The organism is Kitasatospora sp. NPDC005751 (assembly GCF_040630835.1).
Lineage (GTDB): Bacteria > Actinomycetota > Actinomycetes > Streptomycetales > Streptomycetaceae > Kitasatospora.
Map to the genome: position 1 here is coordinate 144,528 of NZ_JBEXYC010000004.1, position 17,307 is coordinate 161,834.

Annotated in this window: 12 protein-coding genes; 4 read left to right on the top strand and 8 right to left on the bottom strand. The window is 74.6% G+C overall.

Annotated elements, in window-relative coordinates; genetic code table 11:
• Positions 1–37 precede the first annotated feature (37 nt).
• The gene (locus ABZ497_RS06675) at positions 38–1,414 is read right to left on the bottom strand and encodes a transcriptional regulator (protein WP_329489213.1); all 1,377 of its coding nucleotides are present in this window, start codon (positions 1,412–1,414) and stop codon (positions 38–40) included.
• Positions 1,415–1,729: 315 nt separating this feature from the next.
• Between ABZ497_RS06675 and ABZ497_RS06680 the strand changes: the two genes are divergently transcribed.
• On the top strand, positions 1,730–2,428 hold the full coding sequence (locus tag ABZ497_RS06680; RefSeq protein ID WP_359803864.1) for a bifunctional DNA primase/polymerase: 699 nt from the start codon (positions 1,730–1,732) through the stop codon (positions 2,426–2,428).
• Positions 2,429–2,978: 550 nt separating this feature from the next.
• Here the strand turns inward: ABZ497_RS06680 and ABZ497_RS06685 are convergent.
• Complete coding sequence (locus tag ABZ497_RS06685; RefSeq protein ID WP_329489212.1) at positions 2,979–3,671, bottom strand: metal-dependent transcriptional regulator; 693 nt, start codon at positions 3,669–3,671, stop codon at positions 2,979–2,981.
• 220 nt (positions 3,672–3,891) lie between these two features.
• Here ABZ497_RS06685 and ABZ497_RS06690 point away from each other — a divergent pair, with 220 nt between their 5' ends.
• The 3 genes from ABZ497_RS06690 (at position 3,892) to ABZ497_RS06700 (ending at position 6,752) form a co-directional block, all read left to right on the top strand.
• On the top strand, positions 3,892–4,656 hold the full coding sequence (locus ABZ497_RS06690; RefSeq protein WP_359803788.1) for an SIS domain-containing protein: 765 nt from the start codon (positions 3,892–3,894) through the stop codon (positions 4,654–4,656).
• Positions 4,657–4,831: 175 nt separating this feature from the next.
• Complete coding sequence (locus ABZ497_RS06695) at positions 4,832–5,767, top strand: DUF4231 domain-containing protein (protein ID WP_359803789.1); 936 nt, start codon at positions 4,832–4,834, stop codon at positions 5,765–5,767.
• 58 nt (positions 5,768–5,825) lie between these two features.
• A complete protein-coding gene (locus ABZ497_RS06700) occupies positions 5,826–6,752 on the top strand; it encodes an alpha/beta hydrolase (protein WP_359803865.1) in 927 nt (308 codons plus the stop codon).
• A gap of 45 nt (positions 6,753–6,797) precedes the next feature.
• Here the strand turns inward: ABZ497_RS06700 and ABZ497_RS06705 are convergent, their stop codons facing one another.
• From ABZ497_RS06705 to fxsA, 6 genes are all read right to left on the bottom strand, one after another.
• A complete protein-coding gene (locus ABZ497_RS06705) occupies positions 6,798–7,766 on the bottom strand; it encodes a D-glycerate dehydrogenase (RefSeq protein WP_359803790.1) in 969 nt (322 codons plus the stop codon).
• A 48-nt stretch (positions 7,767–7,814) separates the two neighbouring features.
• Positions 7,815–11,669 carry an FxSxx-COOH system tetratricopeptide repeat protein gene (fxsT, locus tag ABZ497_RS06710; RefSeq protein WP_359803866.1) on the bottom strand — a complete coding sequence of 1,285 codons (3,855 nt, stop codon included), beginning with the start codon at positions 11,667–11,669 and terminating at the stop codon, positions 7,815–7,817.
• Between the two features lie 211 nt (positions 11,670–11,880).
• Positions 11,881–13,248, bottom strand: a complete 1,368-nt coding sequence (locus ABZ497_RS06715) for a TIR-like protein FxsC (RefSeq protein WP_359803791.1) — start codon at positions 13,246–13,248, stop codon at positions 11,881–11,883.
• Positions 13,249–13,457: 209 nt separating this feature from the next.
• Positions 13,458–14,168: an AAC(3) family N-acetyltransferase gene (locus ABZ497_RS06720; protein ID WP_359803792.1), complete on the bottom strand. Its 711-nt coding sequence runs from the start codon at positions 14,166–14,168 to the stop codon at positions 13,458–13,460.
• A 134-nt stretch (positions 14,169–14,302) separates the two neighbouring features.
• Positions 14,303–16,690, bottom strand: a complete 2,388-nt coding sequence (locus tag ABZ497_RS06725) for an FxsB family cyclophane-forming radical SAM/SPASM peptide maturase (RefSeq protein WP_359803793.1) — start codon at positions 16,688–16,690, stop codon at positions 14,303–14,305.
• Between the two features lie 61 nt (positions 16,691–16,751).
• Positions 16,752–16,937 (bottom strand): FxSxx-COOH cyclophane-containing RiPP peptide, encoded by a 186-nt coding sequence (gene fxsA, locus ABZ497_RS06730; protein ID WP_329489205.1) that lies wholly within the window; start codon positions 16,935–16,937, stop codon positions 16,752–16,754.
• Positions 16,938–17,307: the final 370 nt, after the last annotated feature.

Below are 17,307 nucleotides of genomic sequence, written 5' to 3' on the forward strand. Positions count from 1 at the left end.
CCCTCACCGGCCCCTCACGCGCCGCTCCCCACCCCGGTCAGGCGGCCTCCGCCTCGGCCCGCGCCTGGAACTCGCGGACCACCCGCTGCTCCCGGTACGGCTCCAGCCGCCGCCGGAACTCGTCCAGGTACTCGACGCCCCGGTTGGACCGCAGCCCGCTCAGCAGCCGGACCGCCTGCGCGCCCGTCTCGCAGGCGCGCTCCAGGTCCCGCTGCTGCAACTGGGCCGTGGCCAGCAGCACCAGGTCCACCGCGCGGCGCCGCACCCTGGTCGGCGGGTGCAGGTCGAGCGCCCGGCGGGCGTAGTGCTCGGCCTGGCCGGCCTGCTCCAAGTCCCGGTGGCAGTGGGCCAGCTCGTCCGCCAGGTAGGCGTCGTCGAAGTGGACGATCCAGTCCGGGTCGTCCTCCGGACGGCGCCGCTCCATCGCCTCCAGCGCCTTGGCGGCCACCGCCTCGCAGGAGCGGGCGTCGCCGAGCAGGGCGTGGCCGCGGGCCTCGGCCGCGTAGAACATCGCCATCGCCGTCGGAGTGGCCACCGAACGGGCGCCCTCCTGTGCGGCGCGGGCGAGTTGGGCGATCTCCCGCGGGTTGCCGAGCGTCGCCGCCAGGTGGCTCATCGAGGCAGCCAGCACGTACCCGCCGTAGCCGCGGTCGTCGGCCGCCTGGGCGAGGCGCAGGGCCTGGATGTAGTAGCGCTGGGCCAGCCCCGGCTGCCCGGTGTCCACCGCCATGTAGCCGGCCAGCTCCGTCAACCGGGCGACCGCCGCGAAGAGTTGCCGCCCGGTCTCCTCCCGGTAGGCGCCGCCGAGCAGGCCGGAGACCACGCTGTTGAGGTAGTGGACGACCACCGGGCGGACGTGCCCGCTGCCGAACCGGTGGTCCAGGTCGACCAGCATCGCCGTGGTCGCCTTGATGGCGGCGACGTCCGTCGGACCGACTCGCGGGCCGCCGGTACGCGCCACCACCGGGTCGGGCGGGGTGATCAGCCAGTCCCGGCTGGGTTCGACCAGGGCGGAGGCCGCCACCGTCGCCCCGGTCAGGAAGTCCCGCCGGCCGACGTCGCTGCGCCAGAGCTCGCAGACCTGCTCCAGCGCGGCGTTGAGCGTCGGCGCGAACTGCAGTCCGATCCCGGAGCTGAGGTTCTTGCCGTCGGCCATGCCGATCTCCTCGACCGACACGCCCCGGCCGAGCTTGCGCCCGAGCGCTTCGGCGATCACCGCCGGCGCCTGCCCGCGCGGCTGCTGGCCACGGAGCCAGCGCGCGACGGAGGTCTTGTCGTACCGCAGGTCCAGGCCGTGTTCGGCCCCGCAGAGGTTGACCCTCCGCGCCAGGCCGGCGTTCGAGCAGCTGGCCTCCTGGATCAGCTGCTGCAGACGCTCGTTGGGCTGTCGTGCGACAAGTGGTCTCGCGGCCATTGGCTTCGCCTCCCCACACCCTCCGGTCCCGGCCGGCGGGCGACGATTCTGCTGATCTGTTGCCGACTGTCCGACCGTCCAAGGAATCTGACACCAGGTTAGCGATCAGCAACGCCACCGGGATACCCACGGTGACGATCCCCACCCCCCACGCGCCCTGGTAAATGCTCCCGTGCGCCCCCACTGCGCCCACCGTCGCCCGCCCCAACTCGGTTGCCTCACCGGTTCGGGTGACAATCGGTGCCGCCGGGCAGACCCGCTCGCGCCGGGCCGTAACCAGCCTCACGCACGGTAGTTGAGCAGCGCGTGGAAGACATCCCAGACTCCCCCGACCAGGGCGGCAACGCCGGCCTCCCTCCGCTGCTCATCGAAGCCGTCAGCTATGCCGAGAACCGCCACTGGGAGGTCGCCCCGGGAGCCTGGCTGATCGACGGCGACGGGCCGGCCCGCTGCTCCTGCGGCGACGGCCGCTGCCCGCTGCCCGGTGCGCACCCGATCGACGCGGACTGGGCCCGCAAGGCGAGCGCCGGTCCGGGTGCGGTGCGGCGCTGGTGGACCGAGCGCCCCGACGCCTCGATCCTGCTGCCCACCGGCCGGTCGTTCGACGTCCTGGACGTGCCGGAGGTGGCCGGCTGTCTCGCGCTGGCCCGGATGGAGCGGATGGACCTCCAGCTCGGCCCGGTGGTGGCCGTCCCGGCCGCGCCCGGCCGGGACGGGCGGCGGCTGCACTTCCTGGTACTGCCCGGGGTGGCGGCCAAGCTGCCGGAGATGCTGCGCCGGCTCGGCTGGCCGCCGGGCCGGCTGGACCTGGTGGCCCGCGGCGAGGGCGACTGGACGGTGGCCCCGCCGTCCCGGGTCGGTCCGAGCGGCTTCGCGCAGTGGGCCCGCTCGCCGTCCGCGCTGAACCGCTGGCTGCCCGACGCCGCGGAGCTGATCAGCCCGCTGGCGTACGCGTGCGGCCGCGAGGCGCCCTCGGTCCGCCGCCGGCCGGCCCAGCCGGCGGCGGTGCGCTGAGGCCCGCCGACCGCCCGGACCCGCGCCCGGGCCGGGACGGGCCGGTGATCGGGCCGGTGATCGGCCGAATGATTCACCCCCCGTGGACAGCCGCCCTACGCCTATCGGGTGAGGGCGTGCGATGCGCGACACCCCGCGCCCGACTGACGGGCCTTGCCCCCCACCGGAGGCGGGGCCCGTCAGACGCATGTGCGGATAAGGCTTCGATGTACCCGCTGGTCAACGGCGAAAGCCCCTCGTACGAGTGACAACGCTCAAGGATTGCCATGATCTGCCGAGGGGAGGAATTCCACCGTGAGGGGACGCCGGAAGGGTCGCTCGGACGGGGAAGCCGGGTGAGGCGGTCGGGAGGGAGCGGAGGGGAGCGGGAGGGAACAGGAGGGGAGCGGGAGGGGCCGTGGCACCGGCCGGGTTCGGGGAGGCCGGTGCCGCGGGAGCGGGAGGGACGGGGAGGGCGAGCAGGGCCCGGTGCTTCGGGAGCACCGGGCCCTGCTCATCGCTTCGCGTCGCACGGCCGGCGAGGCCGTCACGGCCGCGCACCGCGCCGTGGTCAGGGCTGCGCGACGAAGACGTGCGCCGCGATCTCCTTGCCCAGCTCGGCCGCGTTGTCGCCGGTGCCCACCAGCACCCCGCCGACCCCGGCGGAGACCCGCACCGTGGAGCCCGGCCGGATCCCGGCCCGGCGCAGCGTGCGCATCAGCTCGCCGTCGGTCTGGATCGGCTCGCCGATCCGGCGGACCACCACGTCGGCGCCGCCGTCACCCGGCCGCACCGAGTCCAGCGGCACGAGCGCGGCGTCGAAGCCCTCGCCCTCGGCCTTGGCGTCCCCCAGCTCGTCCAGCCCGGGGATCGGGTTCCCGTACGGGGACTGGGTGGGGTGGCCGAGCATGGCGAGCACCTTGCGCTCGACCGTCTCGCTCATCACGTGCTCCCAGCGACAGGCCTCCTCGTGCACCTGTTCCCACTCCAGCCCGATCACGTCGACCAGCAGGCACTCGGCGATGCGGTGCTTGCGCATCACCCGCACCGCGAGCCGGCGCCCCTCCTCGGTGAGTTCGAGGTGGCGGTCGCCCGCGACCTGCAGCAGCCCGTCCCGCTCCATTCGCCCGACCGTCTGGCTGACCGTGGGGCCGCTCTGCTCCAGGCGCTCGGCGATCCGGGCGCGCATCGGGGTGATGCCCTCCTCCTCCAGTTCCAGGATGGTGCGAAGGTACATCTCAGTGGTGTCGATCAGCCCAGACATCGCCGCTGGCTCCGTTCCTCGGTGTCCTCATCGCCAATTCTGACGTACCGGGCAGGCAACCGGGCCCGCGCAGGGGCTCCGGGGGCGGGTTTTCGTTCCTGTTGACAGCGGCACCGGTGAGGCAGCACCGTGCTCGCCGTAGCTTTCTCCATCGGCGGCCCGGTCGGCGGGCCGTCCCACCCGGCCGGCGGCCCCCACCGGCAGAGAGCGAAGGCAACAGATGAGCGACCTGGTCGGCCGGTACTTCGACGCCGCGATCGAGCACCTGCGGCGGGTCCGCGCCGAGGAGGCCGGGACCATCGAGGCGGCCGCCGAGCTGCTCGCCGGGGCGGTCCGCGAGGGGCGCCGGATCTTCACCTTCGGCTCCGGCCACTCCTCGCTGGCCGCCCAGGACGTGGTCTACCGGGCCGGCGGACTCGTCCCGGTCAACCTGCTGGACGTCCCCGGGATGGCCGGGGTGACGGTGATGCCGGCCCCGCTGGCCAGCGCGCTGGAGCGGGTCTCCGGGCTGGCCACCACCACCCTGGACCTCACCCCCGCCACCGCCGGGGACCTGCTGTTCGTCATCTCGCTCTCCGGCCGCCAGGTGATGCCGGTCGAGCTGGCCCAGTACGCCCGGTCCCGCGGCCTGAAGGTGGTGGGGGTGACCTCGCTGGCGTACCCGGCCGAGGTCCCGTCGGCGCACCCGTCGGGCACCTATCTGAAGGACCACTGCGACGTCGTGCTGGACAACAAGATCGCGGTCGGGGACGGCGAGCTGACCCACCCGGCGGCCGAGACCACCTTCGGCCCGGTCTCCACCATCGTCACCAGCGCGCTGATGCAGGCCGTGGTCGCCTCGGCGGTCGGCCGGCTGGCCGACGCGGCGGCCGCCGGCGACGGCGCCGCCCCGCCGCTGTTCCGCTCCGGCAACGTGCCCGGCGGCACCGAGTGGAACGCCAAGCAGATGGCCGACAACGCGGAGCGGATCTTCTACACCTACTGAGCCGCCCGGCCCGGCCGCCCCGGACCCTCACGATATGGGACAACCTCCGGCGGCATCCCGGCCAATGCGGCCGGGCCCGGCCCCGGCCGGGCGTGCCGGGCGGGCGGGCTGGGCAGGAGGACGGTGCGACCGGAGCGACGGGTGGGGGCCGAGGATGGCGTCGGGTGCGGATCCGATGGGGTGGGCGCGCGAGGAGGACCTGCTGCCCGAGCTGTTCCGGGTCGCCGACACCGCCTCGCTGCGGGGCCAGCGGCGGTCGGTCCTGCTCTCCGCCTGGGAGCTGGCGCTGCTGGTGGCCGCCGCCGCGGCGGGCTCGGCCGACGGCGAGCCCTGGGCCTGGCCGGCCGCCGTCGCCTACCTCGGCGCGATCGTCCTCGCCCTGGTGATCAGCCGGCAGAACCCGCAGGGCCTCTGGTACGAGGGCCGGGCCGCCGCCGAGTCGGTGAAGACGCTCGCCTGGAAGTTCGCCGTCCGGGCCGACGCGTACCAGCCGCCGCCGCGCAGCCTGCCGGACGCCGAGGGCCTGTACCGGTTCCAGCTCGGCCGGGTGCTGAACGCCTTCCGGGGCAGCGGCGCTCTCGGCCCGGCCACCGGGGGCGCCGGCCCGGACGGCGGCGACGGCACCGGGGTCACCGAGGCGATGCGCGGCCTGCGCGGCCAGCCGCTGGCGGTGCGCCGCGAGGTGTACCTGCGGCAGCGGATCCAGGTGCAGCACGGCTGGTACCGCGCCAAGGCCCGCTACTGCGCCCGGGCCGGCTTCTGGACCGGCGTGCTGGGCGTGGTGCTGCCGCTGCTCGGCCTGGTGCTGGCCGTCCTGCGGGCGATGGGCTGGTTCCGCTACGACGCGCTCGGCACGGTCTCCGCGGTGGCCGCCTCGGTCACCGCCTGGGCCCAGCTGCGCCAGTACCGGCCGCTGGCCGCCGCCTACCGCCTGGCCGCCGACGAACTGGAGCTGATCCGCCGCCAGCTGGCCGGGCTGGACGTCGCCTCGGCCGACGCGGAGGAGATCTGGGCCCGGCTGGCCCGCGACGCCGAGGACGCGGTGTCCCGGGAGCACACCACCTGGCAGGCCCGCCGCGAGGTGCGCGGGACGACCGACCGGGACCACTGACAGGGGCCCCGAGCGGAGCCCGGACCGGAGCCTGAGGAGGCCGCGCGTGTCATTACGGATGGTCAAGGCGGCCGACGGCCGTGCCCTCGCCGTCGAGACCGTGGGCGACCCGCGCGGCCGGCCGGTGTTCCTGATGCACGGCATGCCGGGCAGCCGGGTCGGCCCGCACCCCCGCAGCACCGTGCTCTACCGGCTGGGGGTCCGGCTGATCTCCTACGACCGGCCCGGGTACGGGGACTCCACCCGGCTGCGCGGCCGCCGGGTGAGCGCGGCCGCCGCCGACGTGCGGACCATCGCGGACTCCCTCGGGCTCAGCCGGTTCGCGGTGCTCGGCCGCTCCGGCGGCGGACCGCACGCGCTGGCCTGCGCGGCGCTGCTGGCCGAGCGGGTCAGCCGGGTGGCCGTCCTGGTCGGCCTCGCCCCCAGGAACGCGACCGGCCTGGACTGGTACGGCGGGATGACCCCCTCCAACGTGCGGGCGTACCGGGAGGCCGAGCGCGGGCACAACCGGATGGCCGACACCATGCGGTTCCGCTCCGAGCAGATCCGGGCCGACCCGGGCCGGCTGCTGCGGGGTCTGCGGCCGGAACTGCCGCCCACCGACCGCGAGGTGGTCGCCGACACCGGGCTGCGCCGGATGCTGCAGAGCAACTACCGCGAGGCCTTCCGGCACGGCGCGGACGGCTGGATCGACGACGTGCTGGCGTTCACCGCCGACTGGGGCTTCAAGGTGGAGGACATCACCGTGCCCACCTGGCTCTGGCACGGCGCCGACGACCAGTTCTCGCCGGTCGACCACTCGCGCTGGCTGGGCGACCACATCCCCGGCGCCTCGCTCTTCCTGGAGCCCGGCGCCGCGCACTTCGGCGCCTTCCGGGTGATGACCGCCGCGCTGGCCTGGGCGGCGGGCCAGACCTCCACCGGGCTGCCCTCCACCGGGCTGCCCTCGGCCGGCCTGCCGCCGGGCGGCCCGCTCAGGCCCTGACGCGGCCGCCCGGCGCCCCGGGAGCCTGCGGGAGACCGGAGCCGTTCAGACCCCGACCGGGGTGACCGGTTCGCCGCCCGCCAGCACCGCCAGCACGTTCTCCACCGCCAGGCCGCCCATCGCCTGCCTGGTCCGCACGGTCGCGCTGCCCAGGTGCGGGGCCAGCACCGCCCGCTCCTGGGCGAGCAGCGCGGCGGGCACCGCCGGCTCGCGCTCGAAGTTGTCCACCGCCGCGGCGAACAGCGCGCCCGACTCCAGCGCGGCGGCCAGCGCCTCCTCGTCCACCACCCCGGCGGTCATCGAGACCACCACCGCGCCGGGCGGCAGCAGCGCCAGCCGCCGGGCGTCCAGCAGGTGCCGGGTGGCGGGGCCGAGCGGGCAGGTGACCACCAGCACGGTGGACCGCGCCAGCAGCTCCTCCAGCGGCAGCCACTCGGCGCCCTCGGCCTGCTCCGGGGGCAGTTCGCGGCGGTTGTGGTAGCCGACCGGCATGTCGAACGCGCGGGCCCGGCGGGCCACCGCCTGCCCGATCCGGCCCATGCCGAGGACGCCCAGCGGGGTACCGGCCAGCTCCAGGCCGAGCAGGAAGTTCGGCGCCCAGGCCCACGGCCGGCCGGACCGCAGCAGCCGCTCGCCCTCGCCGAGCCGGCGGGTGGCGGCCAGCAGCAGCGCCCAGGCCATGTCGGCGGTGGCGGCGGTGAGCACCCCGGGGGTGTTGCTGACCGCGACGCCCCGCTCGGCGCAGGCGGCGAGGTCGACGTTGTGGTGGCCGACCGCGTGGTTGGCGACGATCCGCAGGCCCGGGCCGGCCGCGTCCAGGAAGGCGCCGTCCACCACGTCGTCCAGCGTGGTGATCACCGCCGACCGGCCGCGGACGGCGGCCAGCAGCTCTTCGCGGGCCATCGGCAGGTCCGAGTCGTGCCACGTCACGGTGTGCCGTGCGGTGAGCCGCTCGATCACCCCGGGAGCGAGGCGTCGGGTGACCAGGACCGGGGGCGGGGGCTGCTCGCTCATAGGGCCCGAAGCATACGCTCCGGGCCCTATGAGCGAGCAGCGCTCTGGTCACACCGGCTGCGGTTCCAGGTCCCGGTTGATCCGCTTCCAGCCGCGGGCCGCGACGGTGTTGGGGTGTTCCTCGCCGAACTGGCGGATCAGCTCGGCGATCGCCCGGGCGCGCAGGTCGGCGGCCTGGCCGTGCCGGCCGGCGGCCCGCAGGGTGACGGCCAGGTTGGCCTCGCAGGCCACCGCGTCCGGGTGGCGGGGCGTGTAGCGCTCGCACAGTCCGGCGTAGGCGCGGCGGCCCAGCTCCTCGGCGAGTCCGACCTGGCCGGCGTCCCCGTGGGCGTTGGCCAGGTTGATCATCGCGTTGAGGGTGTACGGGTGCTCCGGGCCGACCGAGCGGGTGAGCCCGTCCACGGTGTCCCGGCCGCGCTCGATGGCCCCCGGGACGTCGCCGCTGCCCCGCAGGTAGATGCCGAGGTTGTTGGCGCAGGCCAGGGTGAACGGGTGCTCCTCGCCGAACAGCCGGCGGTGGCCCTCGTACACGGTGGTGCAGAGGTCGCGGGCGGCCTCCTTGTCGCCGGAGGCGCTGTGGTCGGCGGCCAGGTTGAGCGCGCAGGCCAGCGCGTCGGGCGCGTCGGCGCCGTACCGCTCCAGGTAGCGCTCGTAGGTCTCCTTGGTGATCCGCCGGGCCTCGGCCAGCTGACCGGTCCGGCGCAGCGAGACGGCCAGCGACTTGGCGTTGCGCAGGTTCTCCGGGAGGTCCGGGTCCAGCACGTCGCCGAGGTCGTTGGTGACCTCCTGGAGCAGCTCCACCGAGCCCCGGTAGTCGCCGAGTTCGCGCAGGTCCCGGGCGAGGTTGGACTTGGTGGAGAGGGTGTAGGGGTGGCGCGGGCCGAGCACCGCGGTGCGCCGGTCCAGGGTCTCCTGGTCGAGTTCGCGGGCGGCCTCGCTGTCGCCGACCAGCCGGTAGTCGATGGCCAGGTTGTTCGCCATCGAGAGGGTGCGCGGGTTGTCGTCGCCGAACAGCTCCCGAAACTGGTCCAGGATCTCGCGGTCCAGGTCGAGCGCCTCCTGGAACCGGCCGAGGGCCCGGCGGTCGGCGCCGAGCGAGCCCGCGGTCATCAGGGTGTAGGGGTGGTGCTCGCCGAGCAGGGCCCGCTGGCGCTCCAGGGTGGACTCGTCCAGCGCCAGCGCGTCGGCGTAGTTGCCCTGCGAGCGGAGCACGTTGGCGAGCTGGAAGCGCAGCAGCAGGGTCTGCCGGTCGTCCTCGCCGAGCTTGCCGGTCCACTCCGCGTCCAGCGCGTGGCCGAGGTCCCGGGCGCGGTCCAGCTCGCCGCGCTTCCAGAGGTAGCGGACGCGGTCGATGAGCAGCTGCCGGGTGTCCGCCTCGTCGCAGTTGTGCGCCCTGGAGGGCGACAGGTGCGGCCAGATCTCGTCGAAGGCCGGCCAGTTCGCCGGGTCGTCGGTGTCCCCGAGGACGGGCCGGGCGCCGGTGAGGATGCGGTGCACCTCGTGGACGGCGACCTCCTGCTCGTCCTCGGTCATCTCGGCCCGGATCACCGCCTGGACCAGCCGGTGCACCTGGAAGCTGTTGGTGCCGGCGTCGACCTTGGCGAGCGCGTACCGGCCGATCGCCTGGATCACCTTGCCCAGCATGAACTTGTCGCTGAGGTCGGCGTCGTACTGCACCAGCGCGCGGATCATCTGGTCGCTGTAGAACAGGTTCATCGAGATCGGCTCCGGCGCGAAGAACGCGCAGAGCTGGAGCAGCCGGACCGCCGCCGGGGACTGCGTGCGCAGCCGGCCGATCGAGACGTTCCAGGTCGCGCCGACCGGCGTCGGGTAGTCGGCCGGACGGGCACCCGCCAGCGCGCGGGCCGCCTCGGCCTGCAGCTGGGTGACGTAGGTGTCCACCGGCGTGCCGGTGGTGTCCAGCCAGGCGGCGGCGACCTCGACGGCCAGCGGCAGGTCTCCGACCGCCTCGGCCACCCGGTCGGCGTCCGAACGGGAGAGCCCGCGGGCGCGGCGGCAGAGGTGCTCGACGCTCTCGCCGCGGGTGAAGACGTCGACCTCCAGCGCCTCCGCGTGCCCGGACCAGGCCTGGTTGCGGGAGGTGACCAGGATGTGGCCGGAGCCGCCGGGGAAGAACCGGCGGATCTCGGCGGGTTCGTCGGCGTTGTCGAAGATCAGCAGCCAGCGCGAGGTGGGCACCCCGCGGCGCAGCGCCTCCCGGGCCGCCTCGGCGGCCTCGGTCACCGAGTCGCCGACCCGCAGACCCAGCCGGCGGGCCAGGTCGGCCAGCGCCGGGGCGACCAGCTCGGTCTGTTCCGCGTCGATCCACCAGACCAGGTCGTAGTCGGACATGAAGCGGTGCGCGTACTCCAGCGCCACCTGGGTCTTGCCGACGCCGCCGAGCCCGTACAGCGTCTGCGGGGTGGGCAGCACGGCGGCCATCCCGCCGCGCAGCTGGTTGCGCAGCTGCTCCAGGACGGCGGCCCGCCCGGTGAAGGAGGGGTTGCGCGGCGGCACGTCCCAGACCTGCGGCTTGCTGCCGGGGAAGCGCGGGCCCGTCCCGGTGGTCTCGGCGAGCGGCACGTCGGCCCGGCCGAGGGCGCGCAGCAGCGTCTGCACGGACTGCGTCTCGTCCCGTCCGACCAGGTCGACCGGGTTGCGGTTGCTGAACGGCGCGGTGAGCCGGACGTCGCCGACCCGGACCGGGACGAGCTGGCGCCGGGTACCGGACGGATCGGAGCTGACCACCGACTCCCAGAGCGCGCGGGCCTGCGGCGAGCGCTGGTAGGCGGGCGAGAGCACGGCCACCGTGCGGTAGGCGGCGTCGATGCCGCGCTCGGTCTCCTGGCGCGGGTCGGAGCCGGCGCTCAGGTCCCGGGGCAGCACCCGGAAGCCGGCCCGGGTCAGCACCGACTCGATCCAGTCCGCCCACATCCGGTCCTCGGGGACGTAGGAGAGGTAGAGGTCGGCCGGGACGGACGGGCGGCGCCGGGTGAAGGCGTCGACGTAGCGCAGTCGGACCTCCTCGTCGACCGTCGGCAGCGAGGTGACCCGGCCGTTGGTGATCTCGCCGGTCAGCCGTTCGCAGGCGGCCAGCATCGAGGTCTGGGTACCGCCCTGGTCACCGAAGGTCGCCAGGATCTCCTCGTAGGCGTAGAACGGCCGGTACGGGATCTCCACCGAGCCCCAGTAGTGGGCCAGTTCCTCGCCGGACAGACCGGCCGGCAGGCCGTCGAAGCGGATCCGGGCCAGCGCCCGGCCGGCGTCCGCCTTCTCCTTCTCGCCCTCGTCGATGCGCATCGGCACCGGCAGGATCCGGATGCCGCGCTCGCGGTAGCGGTCGTGGATGTGCTGGGCGATCCGGGAGGCGCCGTCGATGGACTGGTCGCTCAGGGTGAAGCAGACCACCAGGTCGTCGGGCATCTGGACGGTGCAGATCTCGGCTATGTCGGACAGGCCGGTACGGGAGTCGATCAGTACGTAGTCGTAGCGCTTGCTCATGTCGGCCTTGAGCGCGTCGAAGAACTGCCCGCCGTCGAAGCGGTCGTAGAAGATGTCCCAGTCCAGGTGGGTGACGGCCTCGGAGTAGTCCCGGTTGAACTGGCCGGCGGAGAGGAAGTCCAGGCTCCCGCCGCCGGGGAAAAGCGGCCAGGAGAGCGAGAGCGCGTGCGGGTGCACCCGGGCGAAGTCGAGGTGCCAGCCCTCCTCGTGCTCGACCGGCCGCAGCGCCTCCTCCCGGTACTCGGCGATCAGGTCCATCATCCCGGTGGTGCCGGCCAGCACCGCCGGGTCGAGGAACGGGTGGAAGAACTTGGCCAGGCCCGGCGCCTCCAGGTCCCAGTCCACGGTGAGCACCCGAAAGCCGTTGGCCGCCAGGATCCAGGCGGTGTTGGCGAGCGCCATGGTGCGTCCGGTGCCGCCCTTGTAGGAGTAGAAGGTGATGACCCGGCCCTGCCGGTCCTGCTCCGCCTCGCGCTGGGCGGCGAGTTCGGCCGCGGTCAGGCCGCCGATGCGGAGGTTCCTGGTGCGGTTCTCGCTCATGCGCCCACCCCGCCGCACTCGACAGCCGCCTCACGAGACGCGCCGCCCCCGATGATTCGCTCGCTGCGCTCGCTCATGTGATTCCTCCCCCGGGCGGCGTCCCGTGGTCCGGGCGGTCGCCTAAGTCGCTGGCTGAGTGGTCGTCGTCGCCGAAGGGAGCGGGGCCCGGCCCGTCCCGGCCGCGTCCCTGGCGGAAGGCGTCGCGCAGATTGGGCCGCGGTGGTGCCGGTTCGTCGGGCTCGGTCCTGGTCCGGCCCTCGAACGCGTACTTGGCCTTCATCGCGGCCCGCGGCAGCGCGTCGTCGAACTCCTCCAGACTGCCCAGCCCGGGGGTCCCGCCGACGGCGCCGAGGAAGCTCGGCCGGGCCGACCGGTGGGTGATCCGCAGTATCTGGTCGCTGAGTTCGCCCATCTCCCGGTGCCGCTCCACGCAGTCCGGGTCGTCCTGGTTCCACGGCTCCAGGACGCTCACCCAGGTGGAGTCGGAGCGGTCGAAGCGGCGGACCAGCTCGCGCCGCCGCTCGTCCTGGAGCGCCCAGCGGTCCAGCAGCAGCAGGCCGGGGGCGCTGGGTTCACTGCCCGCGATGATCGCCTCGGCCTCGTCGTCGAACTCGTGCACGGTGGCCTGGAACCCCAGCTGCCGGGCGAGGCGGACGGCGTGCTCGGCGAGCGGGCGGGTGGCGGCGGGCCGGTAGGGGTGCCAGTCGGTCCGCTTGGCACCGTAGTAGTCGGGGTTGCGGTCGCCCGGCAGCTCGCCCCGGTGGTAGGAGAGCACGGAGATCCGCAGCTGCTTGGTGGGCGCGGTGACGTCGAACGCGCTGGGCAGGGAGTTGAAGTCCAGTCGGCGCCCGACCGGGATCACCGTCTCCTCCGCCACCTCCACGATCCGCCGGGCCAGCCGGTGCACGGCGAGCTCGTAGGCGGAGCGGAAGTAGGTGAGCTTCATCAGCGCGTAGAGGCCCTCGGTGGCGTAGTCCGGCCCGAAACTGGTGTGGTTGAACTGGAGTTCGCTCGCCACCCGGGGCAGCCGGTAGCGGCTCATCGGCGCCCAGAGCACCGGGACGATCCCGCTGGTCCGCTCCGAGTCGAGGTTCGCCGGGTACACGGGGCGGCGGGTGAAGGAGTGCCACTCCTGGCCGCACGGAACGCTGTTGAAGTAGCGCGGCGAGTACAGCGGCACGAAGACCCGGCAGGTGGCCAGCTCCTCGGAGAGCCGCTCGGCCCACAACTCCCCCTGGTGCATGGACTCGTCCATGAAACCGACCGGGACTCCCGCCGGCACCGTGGTGAGCTGGAGCACCGCCTCGCAGAGGTCCCGGTACAGCTGCCGCACCCAGTGGTTGGGATCCCCCGCACCGCGTGCCCCCGATCTCGGGGTGTGGGCGTAACTGAGGAAGAAGTACGGCCGGGCGGCGTCCTCGTCCCAGCCATGGTCGTTCACACGCGCCTCCCCCTGGCCCGCCGGCAACCTCTTTACCGCGAGTCCCCGTACGCGGGGCTTCAGTGTAGGAACGACTGCGGGACTAATGGAATAGCACCTCGCCCCGCACGAATTGACATGACCGAAACGAACCAGGTGCGACGGGGGCCCGGCCCGGGGGCGGCGCCGCGGCGCGCCCGCCGCTCAGGGCCGCCGCTCAGGGCCGCCGCTCAGGCGCGGGAGCGGCGGAGGATCCGCTCGGCGAGGTCGACGGCCTCGCGAACCGGGACGAGCCGGCACGGCGCGCCGCCGATCTCGCCCGCGGTCACGCCCTCGGCCTCGCGGAGGACCTGTGCGCCCAGCGCGCCGAAGTGGAGGTCGTCGAGCTGGGGGGCCTTGAAGGAGATCCAGCCCTCCGCGCCGCGGCAGCGGTACTCGCGCAGCGGGACGTCGGGCATCCGCAGGTCCGCCAGGTGGAAGGCGGTGAAGTTGGCCATCGGGACGCCCAGCATCAGCACCCGGGCGTCGAGGTCGTAGAGCCGGCCGAGGGGGGAGTCCGGGCCCAGGTGGCAGTCGTACGGGTGCCGTTCGGTGATCCGCCGGGCGTGCCGGCCGATGGCGGCCCAGGAGGTCTGGGGGTGGCGGCTGCGGTGGGCGTCCCGGTGGGTGCGGATCGCCTCCGAGAGGGCTCCCATGGTCGGGGAGCAGGGGGTGGTGGCCGGGTCGAAGGGCGGCATCAGGGCGCGGTAGGCGGCGACCTCGGCGGGCGAGAGGCCGGCGGTGGCGGTGGCGTGGATGCGGGAGGTGGCCGAGTTCTCGGGGGTGGCCGTGTACCCGACCAGGGTGCCGCGGTCGCCGACCGCCGCCAGCAGCGCCGCCACCACCGCCGCGGCCCCGCCCGCCACCGGGCCGAGCGACCGCAGCGACGCCTGGACGTGCACGACCGCGCCGGGGCGGACCCCGAGGGCCGTGACGTGCTCGGTCAGCCGGGCCTCGGTGAGGGCACGGAGTTCGGTGAGGATGACGGCTCCCCGGGGGTGAGGGCGGCGGACGGTGGACGCGGGCGGGGGGAGGCTCAGCCGCCGGCCATCGCGCGCTCCTCCCGGGCCAGCCTGGCCGCCCGCTCGGCGGCGTCGGGCAGCGCCACCGCGAGCCAGGGGGCGACCGCCGCCCGCATGCCGTCCGCGAAGCGCAGGCCGAGCGCGGTCAGCGAGCCGGACCCGGCCAGCCGTTCGACCGCCTCCGCGGTGTACTGCCGCCAGAGCGCGAACTGCAGCCGCGCCCGGTCGGCGGCCTCACCCGGCAGGCCGTCGTACGCGAGCGTGCGGGTGCCCCAGTACTCGGTGACGGCCAGATGGGCGTAGGTGCCCTGGAAGAGGCCTTCGAGCGGCCTCGGGTCGGGCCGCCAGGGGGCGAGGTACAGCGTGTCGTCGTTCCGGTCGTACAGGTCCAGCAGGTCCAGCACCGCGCCGAGCTTCACGTGCTGGAACTCGTGCGCGAGCAGCAGGGCGAGGGTCGGCGCGGTGGCGGGCCGGGCGATGGCGACCACCCCGAACGCCTGCCGGGCGGCCGAACTGACGTCCCGCCCGGCCGGGCCCGGGCGCAGCGGGGTGATCGCCGTCAGCCCCACCCGGATGCCGTCCGCGTACCCCGGCAGGTCGTGCCCGAGCAGCTCCCAGGCCTCGCGCAGCGCACCGGTCCAGTGGAGCAGTTCGCCGTCCGGCAGCCGCTCCGCCACGGCGTGGTCGTGGCTGTCGCGCAGCGGGTCGACGTCCTCCAGCGCGACGGTCCACCCCCCGGCCAGCCGGATCCGCCGCAGCGGCTCGTCCAGGGCCGTGCGCACCGACCCGTCGGCCGCCCGGACGGTGAACCCGTCGGCCCGGCCGGTGACGACCGCCTCCCCGTCGGGGAGGGCGATCCGCCCGAGCGTCGGCAGGTGCAGCCACCCGCCGCGCACCGGTACGGCGACGGCGTCGCCCCGCCCGGCCCGCACCGCCGCGGCGGCGGCCAGGCCCGCCAGCGGGCCCAGCCCGGTCCCCAGGTCGCCGGCCAGCTGCCGGGCGGCCCAGGCGCGGGCGTACGGGTGGGCGAGCACGGTGTCGACGGCGGCCGGAGCGGCGGCGTCCAGCTCGGAGAGCAGCGCCCACGCCTCCGGACGCCCCTGGCCCGAGGCGTCCCAGGCGGCGGCCAGCATCGCCCGGGTGAGGGCGAGCTGGGAGCGGCCCAGCGCGCGCACGGTGTCCGCGCCGCCGTATCCGCGGGCGAGTTCGTCGAGCTGCGCCGGGGCGAGCGCCGCCGGCACGACCGGTGCGGCGACCTGGGCCGGCAGGGCGACCGGCCCGCTCCGCGCCGTGATGCCGTTGATGAGCGTCATGAGGTCCCCGCAGTAGACGGAGGGGTTGTCGAAGCCGCCGCCACCATCGTGGCCCCGATAGCGGTGGGCGTACAGGCCGCCTCCGCAGGTGCGCACGACGGGACAGCCGCGGCAGGTGGCGGCGAGCCCGGCCAGGCCGGACTGGCGGGCGACGATGCCGGGGTGCCGGGCGACGTCGTCGAGGCTGTGCGCGAACACGTCGAAGCCGGTCGCGGGGGCGCCGTCGAACGCGGTCTTGAGGCTGTCGACCTGCTCGAAGGTGCCGTCGGTCTCCAGCACGACCAGGTCGGACGGCTCCAGGCCGAGCGACTCGGTGAGGCTGGTGAACCCGCGCAGCGTCCGGTGCACCGACTCGAAGGTACGGACGGCGAAGCGCCGCCCGTCGGCCTCCCAGTGGTCGTGCACGGCGAGCAGCCAGTCGGCGTACGGGTGCTCGCCCCGGCCGGCGGGGCGTTTCGGCGGATCGTCCCAGGTGGCGTGCGGCAGCAGGAAGTCGACCGCGGGGGGCTGGAGTTCGGCCAGCGCGCGGTAGACGGCCACCGGGTCGTTCTCGACATCGATGGTGCAGAGCAGTCCGGCGTAGAGGTGCTGGAACTCCGGTTCGCGCAGCAGTGCCACGGCCCGCAGCACCTGGGGGTGGCTGCTGCGCCCGTCGGCGAACCGGCGGTGCCGGTCGTTGGCGGCCCGGTCGCCGTCCAGCGAGATGCCCACCCCGACGCCCAGCTCGGCGAACAGGGAGCAGAATTCACGGTTCAGCAGGACGCCGTTGGTGTGGATGCGCAGGTCGAGGGCGCACCCGGGCGGGAGCGCCGCCCGGAGCGCCTCGGCCACCCCGCGCAGCCGGTCCGGGCCGGCGAGCAGGGGTTCTCCCCCGTGCAGGACGACCCGGACGCCGGGCAGCCGGTGCGCGGCCGCGTGCGCGCCGATCCGTTCGGCGGCCTTGGCCAGGACCTCGTCGCCGATGACCTTCGGCCGGGTGCGCCAACTGGTGTCCGCGTGCTCGTAGACATAGCAGTGGTCGCAGGCGAGGTCGCAGCGACTGTGCACCTTGACCACGAATTGCGAGAAAGGCAGCGGAATTCGCTTCATCGTAGATCTGGTGAATTCGGGCCCGGTCGGACGGAAATCCGGTCCGGCATTCCCGGACCGGTCAGATCGAGGAATTGAAGGCGGCGACCGCGACGCGACCGGCTTCCGCGCCGGGCAGGGCGCGCTGCAGTCGGGCGGCGAGCTCCTCCGCGCCGAGGGCGGCGAGTGCGGCGAGCGAGGGGCCTCGGTCCAGGTCCTGGGGGTCCGTCAGCTCGGTGCCTGGCCTGGTGCTGATTACCGGTGTCATATTCGTTCCTTAGGCGCGGTTAGGACCTGCCGGGGGTGGGTAAGCCACCCGATTGCGACCAATGTAGTGCCAGCGCGACGTCCGCGCGGCACCTTGCGGTCTCAAGTTGGTCTCCACGCCCAGTCGACGCCCTGTGGCGGCGCCCGGAGCCTCAAGAATTCACCCGTCCGGCGGTCGCGCACTTCGCCGTGGCGCGCGCCGAAGCGTTCCCTCGGCCCTTGCGGCGACTCGGCGGCCCCGGTTCCTCGCCGCCGCCGCCCACCGGGGCGCCCGGCGGGTCGCCCGCGGCCCGGACGCCGGTAAGCCCCGGCGCGGCCCACGCGGGGCACGGCTCCCGGGGGCCCCGCGACGGGCCGGCCGAACGCCTGAG